A 22,616-nucleotide genomic window follows, 5' to 3' on the forward strand; every position below is an offset into this window, starting at 1 on the left:
ACGCGCGCCGAAGGCGGCATCCGCTCAGTTCGTGTCGGGCCCGCCGACGACGATCGTCGCGGTGCCGTCGGGGAGCACCGTGATCGAGCCGGTGACCAGGAACGGCACGTCTTCGCCGACGTGTCGGATGGAGCCGTCGAAGAGCGATTGGATGTCGACCTCGATGTGCGCGACCGCGTCGGTGGGCGGGACGCGCCATTTCGCCCCATCCGGCACGATCTGGACGGTGGGCTGATGTGCGATCGACCATACGGGCGTCGAGGCGATGCGGTCGTCGACGATGAGCCCGAAGGGGCATCCCGTCGGCTGCAGCACCTGCTGCGTGGTGCACGTGGTGAGGAACTCATCGACCCGCTGCTGCACGAGCGACGTGAACCTCGCGGTGGCGGTCGCGCGGATCTCCACAGGGAAGTGGCTGAACGGGCTGTCCGAGAGGACGGCGGCGCCGGGCGTGGCGGAGATCGGCGTGTCGACCGAGACCGAATACACACCGGGAGAGAACACGAGCAGCGGCAGGGTCGCGTCGGGATCGGCGTCCACCCCATCGGGAGAGACCTGCCGCTTGTCCATCGTGAACCCGTTGACCTCGAAGCTCATCGACCCGCTGACCTTGAGGTCCATCACCGCGAGCGGGCTCGTGGCGAACCGCCACGTCGGCGCGAGGCCGACCGAACCGTCGCGCACGACATCGAACGTCGTCGTGCCGGGATACGCCCCCGCGCGATAGGCGACTTTCACATGCGTGACATCGCCGTCGGCGTGTTCGGAGACGATCCGGATGTCGGTGAGCGATGCGAGCGCATCGCGGCGCAGCAGCGCCTGCGACGCGTTCGCGGGAAGGCCCGCCGCCTCTAGGGCAGCGGAGTCGACCGTGACGCCGGGAACAGCCAGCGCCTCGGCGGCGCGGCCGCCCGCGAGCAGGTCGAGGTACTGCTGGACGAACGCGGTGGGACTGTAGAACTCGCGGGACATGGCGGCGGCAGCGGCACCGACAGCGGCGATCAGCAGGAGGCCGACGACCGCCAGGATGCTCAAGTCGACGGCGAGCTGCCGGCGGGGGCGGGAGGACGAGGCGGGTGCCGGTTCGGCGCCCACGCTCGGGGGCTCGGCGGGGGCCGGCGTCGCCGACGCGCGGCCGTCCGCCGTGTCCACCACCCCCTGGTCCACGGCACCAGTCTAGGGAGGCAGCCCTGAGAGGAGCCTTGGCGATCCTGTGGAGGGTCGGCCCGCCGGCATCCACCGCTCGTTAGCATGAGTCGGTGACCGCCCCCGCCCTCTCCGCCGAGCAGGAGGCGCTGTTCCGGCTCATCGAAGACGGCCGCGACCACGTGTTCGTCACCGGCCGGGCGGGCACAGGCAAGTCCACGCTGCTGCAGCACCTCGCGTGGAACACCTCGAAGCAGATCGCCGTCTGCGCACCGACGGGGGTCGCGGCGCTCAACGTCGAGGGGCAGACCATCCATTCGCTGTTCCGGCTGCCGATCGGGCTGATCGCGAACGGTGAGATCGACCAGTCCGACGCCACCCGTCGCATCCTGAACGCGATCGACACACTCGTGATCGATGAGATCTCGATGGTCAACGCCGACCTGATGGATGCGATCGATCGGGCGCTGCGGCAGGCGCGCGCGCGCAAGGCCGAGCCGTTCGGCGGGGCTCAGGTGGTGATGTTCGGCGATCCGTACCAGCTCGCCCCGGTGCCGCCGCGCGGTGATGAGGCGCACTACATCCACGATCACTATCGCTCGTTCTGGTTCTTCGACGCGAAGGTGTGGGTCGGCGAGGCCGGGGGCGACGGCATCGTCGACGTCGGCTCGTACGGCGCCGAACTTCGCATCCGCGAACTCGTCGACATCCATCGACAGGCCGACCCGGCGTTCAAGGCGATGCTGAATGCGGTCCGTCACGGCCGGGTGACCGCTGACATCGCGCAGATCCTGAACGACACGGGTGCGCGGACGCCCCCCGAAGCCGTCGACGGCGAAGCGCCACTCATCACGCTCGCGACCCGCAACGACATCGTGAACAGCATCAATCGCCGCCACCTGGAGGCGCTCTCGGGGCGCTCGCAGACGGCCGTCGCCGAGATCACGGGCGACTTCGGTCGAGGGGATGCCGCGTACCCGGCCGATCGCGAGCTGCAGCTGAAGGTGGGGGCCCAGGTGATGTTCCTGCGCAACGACACCGGGTCGTTCGGCGATCCGCCGCGCTGGGTGAACGGCACGATCGGCACGGTGACCCGCATCGCGGGCGGAACCGTCCGGGTGGACGTCGACGGCGAGGAGTTCGACGTCGAGCCGGCGGTGTGGGAGAGATTCCGCTACGCCTACGATGCCGGGTCGCGCTCGCTCACCCGGGAGATCGTCGCCGAGTTCACGCAGTTCCCGCTTCGCCTCGCGTGGGCTGTCACGATCCACAAGTCGCAGGGGCAGACCTACGACCGTGCGGTCATCGACCTGGGATCGGGCGCATTCGCACCGGGGCAGACCTACGTCGCGCTCTCGCGGCTGACCTCGCTCGACGGCCTGTACCTGTCGAGACCGCTGCGGCCGAGCGACATCCGCGTGGACCCGGACGTGCAGCGTTTCATGGCCGGTCTCGGTCGCTGAGCGCGTTTCGTCTCGTCGCTTCGCTCCTCGCTCAACGACCGGGGGTCATGCGGGACGCGATCGCGTCCGCGGCACCGGATGCCCTCGCGATGAGGAGGTGTCCGGACCGTGGTCTCGATTCATGTGCGCGAGGACTCCCGCGAGAGCGCCGTCGCCGAACAGGTAGGACATCTTTCCACAGTGCGGATCGAGTCGGGGGAACCAGCGAGGATGTGTTTGAATTCATTGCACGATCATCGGGGGGTGAGATGCCAGCACAGCCCAGACGACTGCGCGCCGCCGCGGCGGTGCTCGCCGCCCTGGGGATGCTGCTCAGCCTCGCCGGCTGCGCCGTCGAACGGCGAGTCGACGTCGGTCCTCTCGCACAGTCGGACGCCGCGTTCTCCGACGAGACGGTCACGCAGCTGAAGGATGCCGTCGACTTCGCCATGGCGGTGAGCGGCTCGTCCGGCGCCGTGGTGGGGGTGTGGGCGCCGTGGAGCGGCAGCTGGGTCGCAGGCATCGGCACCCAGAGCCCGGGCGGAGCGGCCGTGACCGCCGACATGCAGTTCCGAGCCGGGAAGATCACCCGCGCGATGACCTGCGACATCCTCTTCTCGGTGGCGGACGAGGGCACCGTCCGGCTGGATGACAATGTCTCGAAGTACGTGCCGGGGGTTCCCGAGGCGACGGGCGTGACCCTTCAGGAGCTGTGCGACGGCACGTCCGGCATCGGCTCGTTCTCGCGCCAGCTCCGACCGCTGTGGCTCACGAATCCGACACGGGTCTGGGATCCGAGGGAACTCGCGAGCTACGGTCTCGGGCAGCGGCGCGCCTTCAAGGCAGGCGCCAGGTACGGCGACTCGGATGCCGGTTACGTCCTGCTGGGCCTCGCACTCGAGCGCGCGACGGGCCGGAGCGCACAGGACCTGATCGCGCAGTACGTCACCGATCCACTCAACCTGACCGGGACGCAGCTGCCGGCTCCGAGCGTCGCGACGCTCGTGACGACGGGTCCGGTGCTCAGGGGCTACCAGACGCTCAAAGGCAAGGACGGCTACAACTGCGCCAAGCCCCTCGACATCACCAGCCTCTCGGCGAGCGTCGGGTTCACCGATGCGGGGGTCGTCTCGACCATCGCCGACCTCGGCCGCTACGGCCGGGCACTCGCCACAGGGGCCCTGCTTCCCAAGGGCACGGATCGTTTCGCACATCCTCTCGCCGCGAACGCCTCCGCACCCGCGTGGTACACCGCGACGGGAGGGACGATCCAGGCCGGGTCGCTCATCGGTCAGTTCGGCGCGGTTCCCGGATACCTCTCGGCGGTGTTCTCGGACCGGGAGTCCGGCCTCACCGTCGCACTCGTGCTGAACAACTCCGCAGCCTCAGGCGACGTCGCGGGCGATCTGGCCTGGCAGCTCGCGGCGATCGCGTCCAAGACCCCGGCGGCTGCCGGCCAGACGGCGCCCGAGGCCGGACTGCCGTGGACGGCCGGGCAGTACCACGACCTCATCGCGAAGTCGGCCGTGTGCCCGCTCCCGGCCAAGTGATCCACCGGTGGTGACCTCCCGCAGGGGGACGACTCCGGCCATTCTGCTCGTGGTAGCCGGGCTCGCCTGCCAGGAGGTCGGCGCATCGATCGCCGTGCTGCTGTTTCCGACGGTCGGACCCCTGGGCATGGTGATGCTGCGCCTGGTCTTCTCCGCCCTCGTGCTGCTGATCATCGCGCGGCCCGCGGTGAGAGGACACTCCCGCGAGGGATGGATGGCCGTGATCGCCTTCGGCGTGGTGCTCGCGGTGATGAACGGCCTCTTCTATCTCGCTCTCGAACGGCTGCCGCTGGGCGTGACGGTGACCATAGAGGTGCTCGGGCCGCTCGTGCTGTCCATCGTCGCGAGCCGCCGCGCATCGGCGTGGCTGTGGGCGCTGCTCGCGCTGGCCGGCGTGTTCGCGCTGGGAGGCGGCGGCTGGGGCGACCTCGATCCGCTGGGCGTGCTCTTCGCGCTCGGAGCCGCGACGAGCTGGGCGTTCTACATCCTGTCGTCCTCGCGCGTGGGCCGCGCATTTCCGAAGCTGGACGGCCTCGCGCTCGCGATGACCGTGGGGGCGCTGCTGGCGCTGCCGTTCGGGATCGTGGATGCCGGCGCCGCGCTGCTGCGCCTCGACATCCTCGCCCTGGGCGCTGCGGTGGCCGTGCTGTCGTCCACGATCCCATACGCGTTCGAGCTCATCGCCTTGCGGCGGCTGCCGCCGGCCGCATTCGCCATCATGATGAGCCTCGCGCCGGCGACAGCTGCGCTGGCCGGATTCGTCTTCCTCGGTCAGACGCTCGTGTGGCTCGAGCTGGTCGGCATCGCGCTGGTCATCACCGCGAGCATCGGCGCGGTGCGGTCGTCGGCGCGCGCGGCGCGCGAAGCGGCCGAGCCGCTCGCCTGACCGTGCCCAGCGGAGCACCGGTGTACACATCGGTGTTCACATGGCGGTGGCGTCACGTGGTGTGCTGTGGCGAATCTCGGCGAGCTTCCGCGGAATTACGCGGGTTTCGGGGAGGGGATGACGGGAATCGTGCCTCCGCCCACTCCACTCGCCGACTGCGTCGGCGGGCGGAGCCTCGGGGCGGTGGGGCCCGCCCGAACGGGATCGGTTCCGACTGCATCCGCACGAAAGCTCCGCCGCACCGCCTGCGGCGGCACGTCGGAGCTTTGGAGGGGATGACGGGAATCGAACCCGCGCTATCAGCTTGGGAAGCTGAAGTTCTGCCATTGAACTACATCCCCGGCAGGCCTTGCGGCGCCTGGCCAGCATAGCAAACCGGTCTGGCACGCCAGACTCCGCGCCGAGCCGCTCGGCGGTCGAGGCGGCAGCGAAGCCGCCGCCGCTAGGCTGACACCGTGCTGCTCTCCGATCGTGACATCCGTGGCGAGATCACGGCGGGCCGCATCGGGCTCGACCCGTGGGAGCCCGAGATGGTGCAGCCGTCGAGCGTCGATGTGCGGCTCGACCGGTACTTCCGGCTGTTCGACAACCACAAGTACCCGTTCATCGACCCCGCCCTCGACCAGCCCGATCTGACCCACCTGATCGAGGTCGCGCCCGACGAGCCGTTCATCCTGCACCCGGGCGAGTTCGCCCTCGGTTCGACGTTCGAACAGGTCTCGCTGCCGGACGATGTCGCCGCGCGGCTCGAGGGCAAATCATCGCTGGGCCGGCTGGGCCTGCTCACCCATTCCACAGCCGGATTCATCGACCCGGGGTTCTCAGGACACGTGACCCTCGAGCTGTCGAACGTGGCGACACTTCCGATAACGCTGTGGCCGGGCATGAAGATCGGGCAGCTGTGCTTCTTCCGGCTGTCCTCGCCCGCCGAGAACCCCTACGGTTCGGGCCCCTACGGCAACCGGTATCAGGGCCAGCGGGGGCCGACGGCATCCCGCTCGTTCCAGAACTTCCACCGCACGGATGTCGGTGTCTCGGACGCGGGCTCGCTCGGGCACTGAGCCGCAGGTCAGATCCCGACCACGAGGGCGAGCGACGTGTCGCCGCATGCCAGGACGCTCTGCCCGCCGGGAAGGACGGCCGACACCACACCGGGATCCGCATCGCGCAGCGGAGCGAGGGCATCGGCCAGGCCCGCCAGCCGCAGGATCGATCCGGGCTCGCGGCGGGATTCGGTGGCGGTCACGACGCGTCCCGACGCGTTGACGACGGCACACGATGCTCCGGCGCCGCCGATGACCTTCCGCAGCTCCTGTTCGAGCCGTGCGGCATACGCGTCGGCGCCCACGATCCCGACCATCCGCCCCGACACCCGGACGGGTGTCGTAATCGTGACGGTGTAGTCGTCGGTGCACACGTAGTCGACGTACGGTCCGGTCAGGTGACGCGAGCCGGTGCGCTCGGGGACGCGCCACCATTCGAGCCCGGTGTAGTCGCGGAAGTCCTCGCTCTCGGGGTCGCTGACCGCCGCGAGGCGCCGCACTCCCGCCGCGTCGCGTGCACCGTTGCCGGCGAGCCACCAGGCGAGGTGCCAGCGGGCGTCGGCCAGATATCCCGGCGTCGCCACGAATCCAGCGCCCGTGATCAGTCCCGGTCCCTCGAGCGCGGACCGCACCAGTTCGCTGACGAACGGATCCAGCGCGGCTGCGGTCGGCTCGGGATGCCGCGACAGCTCACGTTCGACGGCATCACGCCAGGCGTCGATCGTCGCGAAGACGGGGTCGATGGTCTCGGCGATGTACGCCGCGACCTCCGCCGGGGTCATCGTCGCGGTGGGGCTCATCCGGCGACCTCCTCGATCGGTGGAAACTCCCCGTGGCTGGGGCCATCGGTGCTGCTGTGTGCGGATGCCTCGATCCGGAGCTTCTCGTCGATCAGCCATCCGAGCGCGCCGTCGATGTGGGCGACGGTCGCGGCCCGGGCCGCCACCGGATCGACATCCCGGATGGCCCGGATGATCGAGGCGCGGCGGCGCCCGCTCTCGTCACGGTACTCCTGCTCGCGAAGGCACAGCCAGAGGAGCGGCCCCGCTTCCGCCTGCAGACGCAGCTCCTCATGAACGAGGCGCGGCGACTGGCTGACAGCCGCGACCTCGAGCTGGAATCGTCCGACCGCCCGACGCGCCCCGCCTGCGGTGGAGAGGTCGGCCCGCTGGTCGATCGCGTGCAGCGTCTCGAGGTCGTCCTCGCTGGCGCGATCGGCCGCGACCTCCGCCGCGGTCCCGGCGATCGCGGCCGTATGCAGGGCGAGGTCGCGAAGATCGATGCGGCTCAGGTCACGCAGCCTCGCATCGATCAGCCAGCCCGCGGCATCCCGGTCGTACGTCACGAAGCTGCCGCCGTCGCGCCCGCGTCGCGTCTGCACGAGTCCCTTGTCACGCATGCCCTCGAGCGCCTCACGGGCTGTGACGACCGCGACGCCCAGGCTCTTCGCCAGCTCCGACTCGCTGGGGAGCCGCTCGCCGTCACGCAGCACGCCCGCCACGATCGCGTCGGTGAGGCGCTGCTCGACGAGCTCCGCCCGGCCGATCGCGTCCAGCGGCGAGAAGACGACGGCGTGCGTCGCGTCCCCGCTCCTGGTGGCCTGCGGCATCTTCGCTCCCACGGACGGCGGGCTGGGGGATTCTCAAGGGTCCCGCGGATCCGTGACACGACCGTAACACGGCAGGTCGATTTTAGACATCTGGATCCATATGATTTACTGTGCACCGACATCGAGGGAGACGTCATGACTGACCAGCCAGCCATCCGGCTGACCGGACTCACAAAGGAGTTCGGCAGCGTGACGGCCGTCGATCACGTCGATCTGGAGATCGCGGCCGGCGAATTCTTCTCCATGCTCGGTCCATCGGGCTCGGGCAAGACGACCGTGCTGCGGCTCATCGCCGGCTTCGAGCAGCCCAGCTCTGGGACGATCGAGCTGTTCGGACAGGATGTCACCGGCAAGGCGCCGTTCGACCGCGATGTCAACACGGTGTTCCAGGATTATGCGCTGTTCCCCCACATGAGCGTCCTCGACAACGTCGCGTACGGACTGCGCGTCCGCGGCGTCAAGCGCGCCGAGCGCCGCGACCGGGCGATGAAGGCGCTCGCCTCGGTGCGACTCGAGCAGTTCGCCGATCGCAAGCCTGCGCAGCTCTCGGGCGGGCAGCGCCAGCGTGTCGCGCTCGCGCGCGCCACCGTCGTCCAGCCCAAGGCCCTCCTGCTCGACGAGCCGCTCGGGGCCCTCGACCTGAAGCTGCGCGAGCAGATGCAGGTCGAGCTCAAGCAGATCCAGCGCGAGCTCGGCATCACGTTCATCTTCGTCACGCACGACCAGGAAGAGGCGCTCACCCTCTCCGATCGCATCGCGGTGTTCAACGCGGGTGGCATCGAGCAGCTCGGCACCCCCCGCGAGCTGTACGAGCACCCCGCATCCCGGTTCGTCGCCGACTTCGTCGGCACGTCGAACCTGTTCGACCACGAGCGCTCACAGGCGCTCCTCGGCCGAACCGGCGAGCACTCGGTGCGCCCCGAGAAGCTCGTCGTGTCTCGCATCGCCCAGGAGGGCGAGGGCATCCGCTCCGCCCCGGGCACGGTCGTCGAGTCCATCTACGTCGGCAGCGGCATCCGCAGTGTCATCGATCTGGATGCCGGGATCCGCGTCACGGTCCTCGAGCCGAACGTCCGCGGACGTGCGGACGACGACGAGCGCGGAAACCGTGTCGTCGTGAGCTGGCACGAGTCCGATGTCATCTCGCTCTACCCCCCGGCCGGCGGCGGATGACATCCGGCCCCTGACCCATCCACAGCAACCCGAAGGAACCAGGAGACAACAACATGAGAGGCACAACGATGCGGCGCGGCTCGCTCGTCGCCGCGGTCGCGATCGGATCGGTCGCGCTGCTCAGCGCGTGCGGAACCAGCGCGGGAGGGGGCAGCGCTGCCCCCGAGGCCACGAAACTCGGCGACATGGAGTCGTCGGTCTCGATCCTCGCGTGGCCCGGCTACGTCGAGGACGGCTCGAACGACCCCACCGTCGACTGGGTCACGCCGTTCGAGAAGGACACCGGCTGCAAGGTCGTCTCGAAGAGCTACGGCACCTCGGATGAGGCGGTCAATCTCATGAAGACGGGCGACTATGACGTCGTCGCCGCGTCCGGAGACGCCACGCTGCGCCTGATCGCGGCAGGCGACGTCGCACCCGTCAACACCGATCTGATCCCGAACTACGCCGGCGTCTACGACTTCCTGAAGAACCAGGCGTGGAACTCCGTCGACGGCCAGTCCTACGGTGTGCCGCACGGCTACGGCGCGAACCTTCTTCTGTACAACACGGATTCCGTGACCCCGGCTCCCACGTCGTGGGACGTCGTCTTCGACAAGGCCGGTGACTTCACCGGCAAGGTGACCGCGTACGACTCGCCGATCTACATCGCGGATGCCGCGGTGTACCTGATGGCGCACCAGCCCGACCTCGGCATCAAGAACCCGTACGCGCTCGACGACAAGCAGTTCAAGGCGGCCGTGGATCTGCTGAAGACCCAGCGTCCGCACATCAGCGAATACTGGTCGGACTACCTCAAGGAGATCAGCGCGTTCGAATCCGGCGACTCGGTCGTCGGCACGACGTGGCAGGTCATCCAGAACACGCTCGAGGGCGAGAAGGCCCACACCGCAGTCGTGCTCCCCTCGGAAGGTGCGACCGGCTGGTCGGACACCTGGATGATCGCGTCCAAGGCGAAGAGCCCGAACTGCGCGTACGCGTGGCTCAACTACATCGCGAGCCCCAAGGCGAACGCAGCGGCGACGGCGTACTTCGGTGAGGCGCCGTCGAACCAGGCCGCGTGCGACTACCGCACCGACTGCGCGGCCTACCACGCCGGAGACGCCGACTACGCGTCGAAGATCTGGTACTGGACCACGCCGATCGCGAAATGCGTCGACGGCCGCACCGACGTCACCTGCGTCGACTACTCGCAGTGGACGCAGGCCTGGTCAGAGATCAAGGGCTGACCTCTCACGAACCGGAGCGTCGGATGGCGGCCGCACCCGCCGTCCGACGCTCCCACCCTCCCCCTCAGGAACCGCACATGACGACCGACGTCTCAACCCCTCCCCGGGCCTCCGATCCCGCGCGGAGGCCGTCCGGCGTCCCCACGCCGCGGCGAGGGCTCGGACGACGGACGTCGTCGTTCCTCACAACGCATCCCCGCACGAGGCTGGCGCTGCTGCTGTCGGCCCCGCTGTTCTGGCTCGGCGTCGTGTACATCGTCGCCCTCGTCCTGCTGCTCGTGACGGCGTTCTGGAGCGTCGACAGCTTCACCGGCGAGATCCAGACGCAGTTCACGCTCGACAACATCATCACCGTGCTCACCGGTTCGCTCTACCAGACGGTGACGCTGCGCACCGTCGGAGTGGCGCTCGCGGTCACGGTCATCGACGTCGCCCTCGCGCTCCCCATCGCGTTCTACATGGCGAAGGTCGCCTCGCCCCGCGCCCAGCGCGTCCTCGTGATCGCCGTGCTCACGCCGCTGTGGGCGAGCTATCTCGTGAAGGCGTACGCGTGGCGTTCGGTGCTCTCGCAGGACGGCATCCTGGAATGGATCCTCGCGCCCTTCGGCCTGCACACCCCCGGGTACGGCCTCACGGCGACGATCATCACGCTGGCGTACCTCTGGCTGCCATACGTGATCCTGCCCATCTTCGCCGGGCTCGAGCGGGTGCCCGACTCGCTCCTCGAGGCATCCGCGGATCTCGGCGGCAGAACGTGGCGCACGCTCGGCCTCGTGGTGTGGCCGCTCGCGGTCCCGGCCGTCATCGCCGGGACGATCTTCAGCTTCTCGCTGTCGCTCGGCGACTACCTCACCGTCAACATCGTCGGAGGCGCGAACCAGATGCTCGGCAATCTCGTGTACACGAACGTCGGGGCCGCCAACAACCTCCCGCTCGCCGCCGCGATCGCGCTCATCCCGATCGTCATCATCTTCGGCTATCTCGCCCTCGTGCGCCGCACGGGTGCGCTGAACAACCTCTAGGAAAGCGGACATGCGCCTCGGAAAGACCGCGCGAGTGATCCTGGCCGTCGTGACCGGCCTGATCCTCGTCGCCGTGTACGTGCCGCTGTTCGTGGTGCTCGTGAACTCGTTCTCGACCTCGACATCGCTCACGTGGCCGCCGCCCGGGTTCACGCTGGAGTGGTGGGGGAAGGCGTTCCAGAGCGCGGGGGCGATGGAGGCGGTCCTCACGAGCCTCCAGGTGGCCGTCGTCGCCACCGTCGTCTCGCTCGTCCTCGGCACGCTGATCTCGCTCGCGCTGCAGCGGTTCACCTTCTTCGGCCGTGACGCCATCAGCCTGCTGATCATCCTGCCGATCGCACTGCCGGGCATCATCACGGGCATCGCGCTCAACAACTTCTTCCGGACGATCCTGGGTGTGCCGCTGTCGATCTGGACCGTGGTGATCGCGCACGCGACGTTCTGCATCGTGACGGTCTTCAACAACGTCATCGCGCGCCTGCGCCGCACGGGTACGAACCTCGAAGAGGCGTCATCCGATCTCGGCGCCGGAATCTGGACGACCTTCCGGCTCGTGACCTTCCCGCAGCTGCGCTCGGCGCTTCTCGCAGGCGGCCTGCTGGCGTTCGCGCTCAGCTTCGACGAGATCATCGTCACGACGTTCACGGCGGGTTCGGGCGTCACGACCCTGCCCATCTTCATCCTGAACAACATGTTCCGGCCGAACCAGGCGCCGATCGTCAGCGTCATCGCGGTGGTGCTGGTCGTGGTGTCGATCGTCCCGATCTACATCGCCCAGCGGCTGTCGGGGTCGGAGCAGCAGCGGCGCTGATCTCGACGGCGGCGGGATCGCGTGCGGAGGCCGCTGGCGGTGCCGGATGCCGGTGGCGGTCCCGTCGCCCGCTGCAGCGTCCTGCCGGTCGGGTGATCCGTGCGACACTCGTTCTGCTTGACGATCACGGTGTCTCTGACCCGAAAGGAACACCATGAGGACACGCGCGACGCGGCGCGGCCTTGACCTGACCGAGCTCGGTCTCGGAGCAGCCCAGCTCGGCAACCTCTATCGCGTCACGACCGACGAAGAGGCGGCCGCGACGATCGATGCCGCATGGCATTCCGGCATCCGGTATTTCGACACCGCCCCGCACTACGGCCTGGGACTCTCGGAGCGGCGCCTCGGGGAGCACTTGAGCGATCGTCCGCGTGACGAGTACGTCGTCTCCACGAAGGTGGGGCGCCTCCTCGTGCCGAGCCCCGAGACCGCCCATGAGCGCGACGAGGGATTCGACGTGCCCGCCGACCCGCGCCGGGTCTGGGACTTCAGTCGCGACGGGATCCTCCGCTCGGTCGAGCAGTCCCTGGAACGGACGGGCCTCGAGCGGTTCGACATCCTGTATCTGCACGACCCGGACGACCACTTCGAGCAGGCGTCGAACGAGGGGATCGCGGCCCTCATCGAGCTGCGCGACCAGGGCATGGTGACCGAGGTCGGGGCGGGCATGAACCACGCGGCGCCACTGGCGGAGCTGATCCGGCGCGCGGATGTCGACCTCGTGATGTGCGCCGGGCGATTCACGCTCGTGGACGACGAGGCGCTCGCCGACCTGCTGCCGCTCGCGGCCGATCGCGGCGTCGGGGTGGTGGCGGCGGCGGTGTACAACTCCGGGCTGCTGAGCACGCCGAGGCCGGCGCCGGGCGCGATGTTCGACTACGGACCCGCTCCGGCGGAGCTGATCGCGCGCGTGGATCGCGTCGCGGATGTCTGCGAGCGGCACGGGGTGAGCGTGCCGGATGCCGCGATCGCGTATGTGCTGCGGCATCCGGCCGTCGTGAGCGTGGTGCTGGGTGCCCGCGGCACGAGCCAGGTGCACTCGAACGTGCAGCGGGCTGAGACGTCGATTCCCGCCGCTCTGTGGGAAGACCTCGTCGGAGAGGGACTGATCGCCGATCCGATGGCCTGAGGAGCCTCGAATGAGCAACAGCCGTCGTGCGGTCAGTGCGCCGTTCGGACGCCGATCTGGTCGTGCACCAGCACTGCGGCGACCCTCGCGCCTTGACCCGCGGCGATGATGAGCTGCTGCGGACCCGGCGCGACCGCATCCCCCGCTCCGTACAGACCCGCGATCGACGTGCGACCCGATCGATCGACCAGGAGATGGCCGTGCGGGTCGAGGTCGACCCCGAGGTCGTCCAGGAAGTCGAGCGCCGGGGTCCAGTCCGGGCGCACGAACCCGCCGTCGATCGGCACACGGGATCCGTCCGCCAGGCGCACCGCGGCGACGACACCCCGGTCACCTTCCAGATCGGCGATGGCGCGTCGTTCGACGGCGATTCCGGATGCCGCGAGCTCGGCCTCCTCGACCGCGTCGACGACATCCGCGCCGTTGGTGAAGACGGTCAGCCGGTCCGTCCAGCGAGCGATCAGGCGGGCGCGGTCGGCGAGGTCGGAGGTCTCGCCGATGAGGCCGAGCCTGCGGTCCTGCAGCTCCCACGCGTCGCATGCGGCGCAGGAGAAGACCGACATCCCGTAGAACGCGCGGATGCTCGGGATGCCGGGCAGCGTCTCGCGCAGTCCCGTCGCGACGATGACGGAACGGGCGCGGACTGATGCCTGCGAGCGGCGTCCCTCCAGCGCGACGACGAACCGGGCGTCGCCGGCGGTGGTGGCGGGTTGACCCGATCGGTCGGTCTGGCGCGCAGAGATGCCGCCGATCGCAGCAGCTCGTGGGCCGGATGCCGTGGTCACGGCCGTCACGCGCGTGCGCACGAGCACCTCGACGAGCGGATAGGCCCCGAGCTCGGTGCGAGCGAGACGACGCAGCTCATGCGGGGGTGTTCCGTCGCGGGTCAGGAAGCCGTGCGAGTTGAGCGTCGCCGCGTTGCGCGGCCGGTCGGCGTCGACGACCAGGATCCGCGCACGCGCGCGCCCGAGGTTGAGCGCAGCCGAAAGGCCCGCGGGTCCGCCTCCGACGACGACCGCGTCGTAGACGTCGTCGTCCGCCGGCTCAGGCATGCTCGGGGTCCTGGGGTGGGAGCGCGGCGATGACTGCGTGATCCTTCGCGATCACGCCCGTCTTGGCAGCACCGCCCGGGGACCCGATGTCGTCGAAGAACTCGACGTTCGCGGTGTAGTAGTCCGACCATTCATCCGGCAGGTCGTCCTCGTAGTAGATCGCCTCGACGGGGCACACCGGCTCGCATGCGCCGCAGTCGACGCACTCGTCCGGGTGGATGTAGAGCATCCGATCGCCTTCGTAGATGCAGTCCACCGGGCATTCGTCGATGCACGCGCGGTCCTTCAGGTCGACGCACGGCAGCGCGATGACGTAGGTCACGACCCGATCAGCGCTCCGGCACGCGAGATGGCGACCTGCTCGTCGCGCGGCACGACCTTGACCCGCTCGCGGGTGTGCTCGTGGTTCGCGCCCCGCTCGCGCTCGTGCGCGTCGAGCGCGAGCCAGCCCTCCCACGTCGTGTAGGCGACGTCGCGCTGCTCGAGCAGTTCGAGCACGTCGCCCTCGTCGCGCGGCGACGTCAGAAGCCCCGCCTGCGCGTCGGCGACGAGGTGCGCGATCGTCTCCATCGCGTCGGACTTGGTGTGGCCGATGAGGCCCACCGGCCCGCGCTTGATCCACCCGGTCGCGTAGAGGCCGGTGATCGGCCCGTCCTCGTCGTGCACCCGGCCTTCCACGTTCGGGATGACGCCGTGCTCGGCGTCGAACGGCGCGTCTACGACGGGCGTGCCGTAGTAGCCGACGGCGCGGTACACCTGCTGCACGGCGAACTCACGGTGCTCGCCCGTGCCGCGGACGCGTCCGCCGTCGATCGGCTGCGTCCGCTCCAATCGCAGACCCTCGACGCGGTCGTCTCCCAGCACCTCGATCGGCGCGTGGTGGAAGTGCAGGTGCAGGCGGCGGCTCGCGCCGGTGGATTCGCGCGTGCGCCAGCCGCCCAGGATGCGGAGCATCACCTTCAGCTGGTTGTTCGGCGCACCGGCGGGATCGGCGTGGGCGAAGTCCTCATCGTGCACGACGATGTCGACATCCCTGATCTCCCCGAGCTCGCGCAGCTCGATCGGGGTGAACTTGATGTCGGCGGGGCCGCGCCGACCGAAGACGTGCACGTCGGTGACGGCGGATGCCTCGAGCCCGGCCAGCACGTTGTCGGCGATCTCGGTGGAGCGCAGGTCCACCGCATGCTTGGCGAGCACTCGCGCGACGTCCAGCGCGACGTTGCCGTTGCCGATCACAGCCACCTCGGCGCCGTCGAGCGGCCATTGCGTGGGGACGTCGGGGTGACCGTCGTACCACGCGACGAAGTCGGCGGCGCCGAATGAGCCCGGCAGGTGGATTCCGGGCACGTCGAGCGCGGCATCCCGGATCGCACCGGTCGCGAGGATCACGGCGTCGTAGCGCTCGTGCAGCTCGTCGAGCGAGATGTCCCGGCCGACCTCGACGTTTCCGATGAAGCGGATCGTGCGCGCATCGAGCATCTCGTGCAACGAGGTGACGATGCCTTTGATGCGCGGGTGGTCGGGCGCGACGCCGTAGCGGATCAGGCCGTAGGGCGCGGGCAGCGACTCGAAGAGGTCGATCCAGACGCTCCCGCCGGATGCGCTGACGGAGTTCGCGAGGATGTTCCCGGCGTAGATGCCGGCGGGACCGGCACCGACGATCGCGACGCGAAGGTTTGAGAGGGGGGAAGAGGTCAAGGGGGGCCTTTCAGAGACGCCGGCCGGTGATCGGCGCGAGCGGGTCGAAGGTCGACAGGTCGAGGGTCGCGAGCCGCTCGGGAGCGTACGGGCTGAGTCGCACGACATCGCCGACGACGACGACGGCGGGTGAGCGCACGTCGCGTTCCGCGGCCTGGCCGGCGATCGAGGCGAGCGTGCCGACCGTGACGCGCTGGCCGGTTCCGAATCCGTCCTCGACGATCGCCACCGGGCAGTCGGCGCCGCGCTCGCCGCGGGCGAGCGTGAGCGCGGCATGCGCGAGCGTGCCGACGCCCATCAGCAGCACGACCGTGTGGTCGCGTCCGCCGCCGAGCTCGCGGATCTGGTCGTGGCCGGTGACGACGGTGAACGCCGTCGCGACCCCGCGATGGGTGAGCGGGATGCCGGCGAGCGCAGGCACCGAGATGGCGCTCGTCACGCCCGACACGACCTCGACATCGACCCCGGCGGCTCGGCAGTGGGCGAGCTCCTCGCCACCGCGTCCGAAGATGTAGGGATCGCCGCCCTTGAGCCGCACGACCGTCTTGCCGTCTTGCGCAAGCTGGACCAGCAGGGCGTTGATGGCATCCTGCGGCACGGCATGGTGGCCCGGGAGCTTGCCGACATCCACGACCTCGGCGCGCAGCTGGACGCCGTCGGCGGCGAGGGCGTCGAGCACCGCGCGTGCACCGAGCCGATCGGCGACGATGACGTCGGCCGCCTCGAGGGTGCGCAGTCCCTTCACGGTGAGAAGACCCGGGTCTCCGGGGCCCGCACCGACGAGCCACACCTTGCCAGCGCCGTCCTGAGTTTGTCGCAGGGTCATCGCGCCACCACCTGGAGGAGACCCCGGCCACGCAGCATCCGGCGCTCGAGCGGTCCGAAGAAAAGCAGCTCGATCATCACGCCGATGGTCAGGATCACGAGGATCGTCCCGAGAACGGCGGCCAGGTCGGCGAGGTCGCGCGAGTTCTGCAGCAGCGAGCCGAGTCCGAACCCGATCGTCCCACCGGTGGCGATGATCTCGGCCGCCATGAGCGACCGCCACGAGAACGCCCAGCCCTGCTTCAGTCCCGCGACATAGCCGGGCAGCGCCGCCGGAAGGATCACGGCCGTCGCGAGCTGCCAGCGCGATGCACCGAGCACGGTCCCGACCCGCCGCAGCTGCGGTGGCACCTGGTCGACGCCGGCGATCAGCCCGTTCACGATCGACGGGATGGCGCCCATCAGGATCACGAAGTACACGGTCGCGTCCGAGAGGCCGAACCAGATGATCGCAGCGGGCACCCAGGCGACGGACGGCAGCACCTGCAGCCCCGAGATGATCGGCCCGACCGCTCGGCGGATCGGCTTGACCTCCGCCAGCAGCAGCCCGATCGGCGTGCCGACGGCGATCGCGATGACGAAGCCGATCACGCCGCGTTCGAGGCTCGTCACGATGGCCAGCTGCAGACGGCCGGACTCCCACGCCGTGCCGAGTGCCGACGCCACGTCGAGCGGGCTCGGCACGATGTCGGGTCGCGGCGATGCGATGACGATGTACACCTGCCAGGCGACGAGCAGCAGCAGGACGAAGAGGACGGGAGGCAGCACGCTCCGCCAGAAGACGCGCCAGCGGCCGACCGGCCGCTCGGCGTCCGTCTGCAGCCGGTCGAGACCGGCGGCGAGGCTGCGGATGTCGTCCGCGTGGGGGGCGGGGGTTGCGGTGGTCACGGGCGCGAGCACGGCGGGAGTCTCAAGCGGCATTTCGACGGATCTCCTTTCGGAGCTGGTCGGTGATCTCGACGGAGAGCGCGGCGACTTCGGGCGATTCGATCCGCCGGCCCGTCGTCTTCGCGATCCGCCACTCCTGGACGACCCGGCCGGGGCGGCTCCCGAGCAGCACGACACGCTGCCCGAGACGGGCGGCCTCGCGGACGTTGTGGGTGACGAAGACGATCGTGCGGCCCGTCGCGCGCCAGACCCGCTCGAGCTCTTCGTGCAGCAGGTCGCGCGTGATGGCGTCCAGCGCTGCGAACGGCTCGTCCATGAGGAGCACGGGACGATCCTGCGCGAGGGCTCGCGCCAGGGCGACGCGCTGACGCATGCCGCCGGACAGTTCGTGCGGGCGCTTCTCGGCGGCATCCGCGAGGTTGACGGTGGCGAGCAGCACGAGCGCCTTGTCTCGGCGCTCGCTGCGGGGCACGCCGCGCAGGCGCAGCGCGAGCTCGACATTGCGGCGGGCGGTGAGCCACGGCATGAGCGCCGACTCCTGGAACATGACCGCCGAACCCGCCGACGGCGTCTGGATGACGCCGGCGGTGGGCCGGTCGAGACCCGCGATGAGGTTCAAGAGCGTGGATTTGCCGCACCCCGACGCACCGAGCAGGCACACGAACTCTCCCGGAGCGATGTCGAGGCTGATGTCGTCGAGCACGAGCGGCCCGTCGCCGAAGCGCTTTCCCACATGCTCGATGCGCACGACCGGGTCGACCGAGGGCGCGGGTCCGCGCACCGGTGCGACGCTGTCGAAGCTCGGACCGAGCAGGTTGGGAACGCGCGCGCCCGGCGCCGCGCCGTCGATCTCCGACGGCGCGGCACCTGATGCGCGGCGAGCCGATGAGCTCACTGCTATTCCTCTCCGAGCCCGGCGGCCGACACGGTGTCGTCGCCGGATGCCTTGAGCAGGCCGTTCAGGATGCTCAGGTCGAACAGCCCGTCGATCGATCCGTCCTTCTGCGTCCCCGCCTTGAGGCCGTTCTTCACGAGCGTGGCGAAGGCGTCGGCGTGCGGGTCGACCGAGAACGACACGTGCTCGAGCGCCCGCGTGATCACCTTGTCGGAGAGCGCCTTGCCGGTGTCGGCGGTCAGCTGTGCGTTGACGGCATCCGCGACCTTGGCAGGATTGTCGGCGATCCACTGCTCCGAGTCGACGTGGGCCTGCAGGAGGTTCTTCACGACATCGGGGTGATCCTTGAGGAAGTCCGCACGCACGAGCAGCACCGTCGTCGGGAACTTCCCGTCGGGCCACAGGTCGGCTTCGTCCTGCAGGACGTGTCCGCCGCCGTCGATGACCAGGCGCGAGACCCAGGGCTCAGGCACCCAGGCACCGGCGATGTCGCTCTTCTGGAACAGCGTCAGCGTCTGGGAGTTCTCGGTCGGCGTGATGTGCACGTCGCCGCCCCCGGAGGTGTCGGCCTTGTAGCCCTGGTCGGCGAGCCATACGCGCAGCGCGACATCCTGGGTGTTGCCGAGCTGCGGCGACGCGAGGGTCTTCCCCGCGAGATCTGCCGGGCTGGCGATGCCATCGGCCACGACGAGCGCGGCCCCGCCGGTCGCGGCACCGGCGATGATGCGCGCCGATTCGCCCGCCGATTGGATGAACGTGTTGATCGACGGGTTGGGTCCGATGTAGGTCGCGTCGATCGCCCCTGCGGTCAGGGCCTCGATCGCGGCTGGCCCCGCGTTGAAGACCTGCGTCGTCACCTTGACGTCACCGAGGTCCTTCTTGAAGATGCCCTCCTGCAGGCCGACGAGCGCCGGCGCGTGCGTCACGTTCGCGAAGTAGCCGAGGCGCAGCTCGCTCACCGACGGCCCCGCCGTCGCACCGGCGCCCTCGGCGGCGTTGCTCGAGCCCGAGGCGCAGCCTGCCATCATCATGGCCACGAGTCCCAGAGTGGTGATCGCTGTTGCGGTGCGGATTTTGTTCACTGTTCGCCTCCTTATGTCGGCATTTCAATCGGGTGATGCGCGGCGGTTCAGTCGCGCGTGATGCCGGCGGCGAGTGTTGCACCGTCGGACGGATGGACGACGAGGAACGAGCCCCCGTGACGGCTCGTGTCGTACGGCTCGAGCGGCAGTTCGGCCGAGAGTCGCAGCCGCACGCGGCCGATGTCGTTCGTGGCCAGGCTCTCGGCAGGTTCGTGGGCGAGAGTGTCGAGGTTGTAACGCGAGTCGATCTGCGTGACGATCGCCTGCACCGTAGCCGTGCCGTGCTTGACGAGCACTCGCGTGCCGGCGACCAGCGGCCGCGTGTCGAGGTGGAAGAGCTCGGCGTCGATTTCGCGACGTCCGCCGGGAAGGGTCCCCGCGGCCACCACGACCGCACCACGAGCGGTGTCGAGCTCGTCGGCGAACTCCAGTGAGACCGACTGCGGCGCGACGGCCTCGTCCACCTCGGCGCCCGCGACGCGAATTCCGGTGACGGTGGTGGCGATTCGCGACGGGAAGATCTCAACCCCGTCGCCGACGCGCACTACACCCGCCGCGATGCGACCGGTGACCGCGCGGTAGTCGCGCAGTCGCTCGGCCTCCACGGGATCAGCCGCGAGGGCGGGGGCGAGGCCTCCCTGCGGGCGGAGCACGGCCTGCACCGGCAGCCTGAAGGGCTCGAACTCCTGCTCGAGCTCGTCGGCGGCCGGCAGCGCCTCCAGCAGCGGCAGCAGGGCGGGTCCGTCGTACCAGGGGGTTCGTTCCGAGCGCTCGACGATGTTGTCGCCCTCGAGCGCCGAGACGGGCAGGACATGCAGATCGCGTATGCCGAGCTCGGCCGAGACGGACTCCGCCTGCGCCGCGACGGCGGCGAAGGCCTCCTGCGAGAACCCGGTCAGGTCGATCTTGTTGACGGCGAGGATGACGTGCGGCACGCGCAGCAGCGCCACCACTGCGAGGTGGCGGCGGGTCTGTTCGAGGACCCCCTTGCGCCCGTCGACGAGCACGATCACGGCATCCGCAGTCGTGGCGCCGGTGACCATGTTGCGCGTGTACTGCACATGGCCGGGGCAGTCGGCGAGGATGAAGGAGCGCTCGCCGGTGGAGAAATACCGGTACGCCACGTCGATCGTGATGCCCTGCTCGCGCTCGGCCCGAAGGCCATCGGTCAGCAGGGCGAAGTCGAAGTCGCCATGGGCGAAGCCGCGCTCGGCCGAGGTGCGCTGCACCTGTTCGAGCTGGTCGGCCAGGATCGCCTTGGAATCATGCAGCAGGCGTCCGACCAGGGTCGACTTGCCGTCGTCGACCGAGCCCGCGGTGGCGAACCGGAACAGCGACCTCGTCGAGGTGAGCGTCCCGGCCATCAGAAGTACCCGTCCTTCTTGCGGTCCTCCATGGCAGCCTCCGAGAGCCGGTCGTCGGCGCGGGTGGCGCCGCGCTCGGTGAGGGTGGAGCGGGCGACCTCGACGACGATGGATGCGAGGTCAGCGGCCTCAGATACGACGGCTCCGGTGCAGCTCATGTCGCCGACCGTCCGATAGCGGACGGTTCGCAGTTCGACGGGCTCGTCTGCTCGGGGCGGTGAGAACGGACCGACGGGCCGCCACATGCCGTCGCGGGCATACACTTCGCGGGCGTGTGCGAAGTACAGCGACGGGAGCGGGATGCCCTCCCGCTCGATGTACTGCCACACGTCGAGCTCGGTCCAGTTCGAGATCGGGAAAGCGCGCACGTGCTGCCCGGGCGTGTGCCGGCCGTTGTACAGGCTCCACAGCTCGGGACGCTGGTTGCGCGGGTCCCACTGGCCGAACTCGTCTCGGAGCGAGATGATGCGCTCCTTGGCGCGGGCCTTGTCCTCGTCGCGGCGGGCGCCGCCGAAGACGGCGTCGTGGCGGCCGGCCGTGATCGCGTCGAGCAGCGGAAGGGTCTGCAGCGGGTTCCGGGTGCCGTCCGGGCGCTCCTGCAGGCGGCCGTCGTCGATGTAATCCTGCACGTGGGCGACTTCGAGACGGATGCCGAGCCGGGCCACCGTCTCGTCGCGGAACGCGATGACCTCGGGGAAGTTGTGGCCCGTGTCGACATGCAGCACCGGGAACGGAACGCGCCCGGGTGCGAAGGCCTTGGTGGCGAGATGGAGCACCACGACCGAGTCCTTGCCACCCGAGAACAGCAGCACAGGACGCTCGAACTCTGCGACCACCTCGCGGATGATGTGGATGGCCTCAGCTTCGAGGAGGTCGAGGGTCGACAGGCGGTGCGGAGCGGTGCTCGAGCGAGGAGCGAAGCGACGGGACGAAGCGCTCTGGACGTCCGAAGCCGTTTCGTCTCGCTTCGCTCGCTCAACGACCGGAGTGGCCGTGGCGATTCGGTCCTCAGTCATAGGTGCAGCCCGCATTCCGTCTTGGACAGGCCGGCCCAGCGGCCGGAGCGCGGATCCTCGCCCGGAGCGACGGCCTTCGTGCACGGCTCGCAGCCGATCGAGGGGTAGCCGTTGGTGACGAGCAGGTTCACCGGCACCTGATGCGCGCCGGCGTAGTCGAGCAGGTCGTCGAAGCTCCACGCGGCAACGGGGTTGACTTTGACCAGGCCGTTGCGAGCATCCCAGGTGACGAGTGGCGTGTTCGTCCGGGTCGGCGCCTCTTCGCGGCGCACCCCCGTGAACCAGACCTCGTATCCGCCGAGCGCGTCCTTGAGGGGCGCCACCTTGCGGCGTTCGCAGCACAGCGCGGGGTCCCGGTCGTGCAGCTTCGCGCCGAACTCGGCGTCCTGCTCGGCGACGGTCTGCTGCGGCAGCACATCGACGATCCGCACATCGAGCACGCGTCCGACCTCGTCCCGCGTGTGGCGCGTCTCGGCGAAGTGGTAGCCGGTGTCGAGGAACAGCACATCGACTCCGGGCAGCTGCTCCGCCACGAGGTGCGGCAGCGCGGCATCCGCCATCGAACAGGCGACCGCCGCGGCATGCGTGCCGAAATGCTCGGCGACCCAGGCGACGACCTCGGCGGGGGATGCCTCGTGGTCGGTCAGGCTGCCGAGGTCGAGGTTGCCCTGCACGGCGAGTGCCTCGAGCTCCTGGGCCGTGCGCTTCGTGGTCAGGCGCGGGGCGAGTGAGACGGTCATGCTCGGAGCTCCTCGT

Annotated in this window: 22 protein-coding genes and 1 tRNA gene; 9 read left to right on the forward strand and 14 right to left on the reverse strand. The window is 69.5% G+C overall.

Going from position 1 to position 22,616, the window contains the following annotated elements; all coding sequences use genetic code 11:
• Positions 1-24 precede the first annotated feature (24 nt).
• On the reverse strand, positions 25-1,167 hold the full coding sequence (locus tag ABD212_RS08705) for a hypothetical protein (RefSeq protein WP_344093442.1): 1,143 nt from the start codon (positions 1,165-1,167) through the stop codon (positions 25-27).
• A 92-nt stretch (positions 1,168-1,259) separates the two neighbouring features.
• On the opposite strand from ABD212_RS08705, the gene ABD212_RS08710 reads away from it, so the two are divergent.
• The 3 genes from ABD212_RS08710 (at position 1,260) to ABD212_RS08720 (ending at position 5,024) form a co-directional block, all read left to right on the forward strand.
• Positions 1,260-2,609 carry an ATP-dependent DNA helicase gene (locus ABD212_RS08710; protein WP_344093445.1) on the forward strand — a complete coding sequence of 450 codons (1,350 nt, stop codon included), beginning with the start codon at positions 1,260-1,262 and terminating at the stop codon, positions 2,607-2,609.
• A gap of 248 nt (positions 2,610-2,857) precedes the next feature.
• Entirely contained in the window at positions 2,858-4,138 is a 1,281-nt protein-coding gene (locus tag ABD212_RS08715) for a serine hydrolase domain-containing protein (protein ID WP_344093448.1), read from the forward strand.
• Positions 4,139-4,148: 10 nt separating this feature from the next.
• Positions 4,149-5,024 carry an EamA family transporter gene (locus ABD212_RS08720; protein ID WP_344093450.1) on the forward strand — a complete coding sequence of 292 codons (876 nt, stop codon included), beginning with the start codon at positions 4,149-4,151 and terminating at the stop codon, positions 5,022-5,024.
• A 267-nt stretch (positions 5,025-5,291) separates the two neighbouring features.
• On the opposite strand, the gene ABD212_RS08725 is transcribed toward ABD212_RS08720, so the two are convergent.
• Positions 5,292-5,365: transfer RNA gene (locus ABD212_RS08725), tRNA-Gly, on the reverse strand.
• Positions 5,366-5,479: 114 nt separating this feature from the next.
• Here ABD212_RS08725 and dcd point away from each other — a divergent pair.
• Positions 5,480-6,085, forward strand: coding sequence for a dCTP deaminase (gene dcd / locus ABD212_RS08730; RefSeq protein WP_344093452.1), 606 nt, complete (start codon positions 5,480-5,482; stop codon positions 6,083-6,085).
• A gap of 8 nt (positions 6,086-6,093) precedes the next feature.
• On the opposite strand, the gene ABD212_RS08735 is transcribed toward dcd, so the two are convergent.
• Both ABD212_RS08735 and ABD212_RS08740 read right to left on the reverse strand, forming a co-directional pair.
• Positions 6,094-6,867 (reverse strand): PDC sensor domain-containing protein, encoded by a 774-nt coding sequence (locus tag ABD212_RS08735; protein WP_344093456.1) that lies wholly within the window; start codon positions 6,865-6,867, stop codon positions 6,094-6,096.
• Positions 6,864-7,676: a FadR/GntR family transcriptional regulator gene (locus tag ABD212_RS08740; protein ID WP_344093458.1), complete on the reverse strand. Its 813-nt coding sequence runs from the start codon at positions 7,674-7,676 to the stop codon at positions 6,864-6,866. The genes ABD212_RS08735 and ABD212_RS08740 overlap by 4 nt, the downstream gene beginning before the upstream one ends.
• 135 nt (positions 7,677-7,811) lie before the next feature.
• Here ABD212_RS08740 and ABD212_RS08745 point away from each other — a divergent pair, with 135 nt between their 5' ends.
• From ABD212_RS08745 to ABD212_RS08765, 5 genes are all read left to right on the forward strand, one after another.
• On the forward strand, positions 7,812-8,849 hold the full coding sequence (locus ABD212_RS08745; protein WP_344093460.1) for an ABC transporter ATP-binding protein: 1,038 nt from the start codon (positions 7,812-7,814) through the stop codon (positions 8,847-8,849).
• A 53-nt stretch (positions 8,850-8,902) separates the two neighbouring features.
• The gene (locus ABD212_RS08750; RefSeq protein WP_344093462.1) at positions 8,903-10,078 is read left to right on the forward strand and encodes an ABC transporter substrate-binding protein; all 1,176 of its coding nucleotides are present in this window, start codon (positions 8,903-8,905) and stop codon (positions 10,076-10,078) included.
• A 77-nt stretch (positions 10,079-10,155) separates the two neighbouring features.
• Positions 10,156-11,100, forward strand: coding sequence for an ABC transporter permease (locus ABD212_RS08755; protein WP_344093465.1), 945 nt, complete (start codon positions 10,156-10,158; stop codon positions 11,098-11,100).
• Positions 11,101-11,110: 10 nt separating this feature from the next.
• Positions 11,111-11,911: an ABC transporter permease gene (locus ABD212_RS08760; protein ID WP_344093467.1), complete on the forward strand. Its 801-nt coding sequence runs from the start codon at positions 11,111-11,113 to the stop codon at positions 11,909-11,911.
• Positions 11,912-12,065: 154 nt separating this feature from the next.
• Complete coding sequence (locus tag ABD212_RS08765) at positions 12,066-13,040, forward strand: aldo/keto reductase (protein ID WP_344093469.1); 975 nt, start codon at positions 12,066-12,068, stop codon at positions 13,038-13,040.
• Between the two features lie 32 nt (positions 13,041-13,072).
• Here ABD212_RS08765 and ABD212_RS08770 read toward each other — a convergent pair whose 3' ends face one another.
• The 10 genes from ABD212_RS08770 to ABD212_RS08815 all read right to left on the reverse strand — a co-directional run bounded on the left by ABD212_RS08770 (position 13,073) and on the right by ABD212_RS08815 (position 22,600).
• Positions 13,073-14,092 carry an NAD(P)/FAD-dependent oxidoreductase gene (locus tag ABD212_RS08770; RefSeq protein ID WP_344093471.1) on the reverse strand — a complete coding sequence of 340 codons (1,020 nt, stop codon included), beginning with the start codon at positions 14,090-14,092 and terminating at the stop codon, positions 13,073-13,075.
• Positions 14,085-14,414, reverse strand: a complete 330-nt coding sequence (gene fdxA, locus ABD212_RS08775; RefSeq protein WP_344093473.1) for a ferredoxin — start codon at positions 14,412-14,414, stop codon at positions 14,085-14,087. Before fdxA ends, ABD212_RS08770 begins: the two co-directional genes overlap by 8 nt.
• Complete coding sequence (locus ABD212_RS08780) at positions 14,411-15,790, reverse strand: FAD-dependent oxidoreductase (protein WP_344093475.1); 1,380 nt, start codon at positions 15,788-15,790, stop codon at positions 14,411-14,413. Before ABD212_RS08780 ends, fdxA begins: the two co-directional genes overlap by 4 nt.
• Before the next feature lie 10 nt (positions 15,791-15,800).
• Positions 15,801-16,616 (reverse strand): uroporphyrinogen-III C-methyltransferase, encoded by an 816-nt coding sequence (cobA, locus tag ABD212_RS08785; RefSeq protein WP_344093477.1) that lies wholly within the window; start codon positions 16,614-16,616, stop codon positions 15,801-15,803.
• Positions 16,613-17,536: an ABC transporter permease gene (locus ABD212_RS08790; protein ID WP_344093479.1), complete on the reverse strand. Its 924-nt coding sequence runs from the start codon at positions 17,534-17,536 to the stop codon at positions 16,613-16,615. The genes cobA and ABD212_RS08790 overlap by 4 nt, the downstream gene beginning before the upstream one ends.
• Positions 17,526-18,284, reverse strand: coding sequence for an ABC transporter ATP-binding protein (locus ABD212_RS08795; RefSeq protein ID WP_344094134.1), 759 nt, complete (start codon positions 18,282-18,284; stop codon positions 17,526-17,528). Before ABD212_RS08795 ends, ABD212_RS08790 begins: the two co-directional genes overlap by 11 nt.
• Before the next feature lie 116 nt (positions 18,285-18,400).
• Entirely contained in the window at positions 18,401-19,480 is a 1,080-nt protein-coding gene (locus ABD212_RS08800) for an ABC transporter substrate-binding protein (protein ID WP_344093481.1), read from the reverse strand.
• A gap of 47 nt (positions 19,481-19,527) precedes the next feature.
• Positions 19,528-20,844, reverse strand: a complete 1,317-nt coding sequence (locus ABD212_RS08805) for a sulfate adenylyltransferase subunit 1 (protein ID WP_344093483.1) — start codon at positions 20,842-20,844, stop codon at positions 19,528-19,530.
• Positions 20,844-21,860, reverse strand: coding sequence for a sulfate adenylyltransferase subunit CysD (gene cysD, locus ABD212_RS08810; protein WP_344093485.1), 1,017 nt, complete (start codon positions 21,858-21,860; stop codon positions 20,844-20,846). Before cysD ends, ABD212_RS08805 begins: the two co-directional genes overlap by 1 nt.
• Positions 21,857-22,600, reverse strand: coding sequence for a phosphoadenylyl-sulfate reductase (locus ABD212_RS08815; RefSeq protein WP_344093487.1), 744 nt, complete (start codon positions 22,598-22,600; stop codon positions 21,857-21,859). The genes cysD and ABD212_RS08815 overlap by 4 nt, the downstream gene beginning before the upstream one ends.
• Positions 22,601-22,616: the final 16 nt, after the last annotated feature.

Source organism: Microbacterium deminutum (assembly GCF_039530205.1).
Lineage (GTDB): Bacteria > Actinomycetota > Actinomycetes > Actinomycetales > Microbacteriaceae > Microbacterium > Microbacterium deminutum.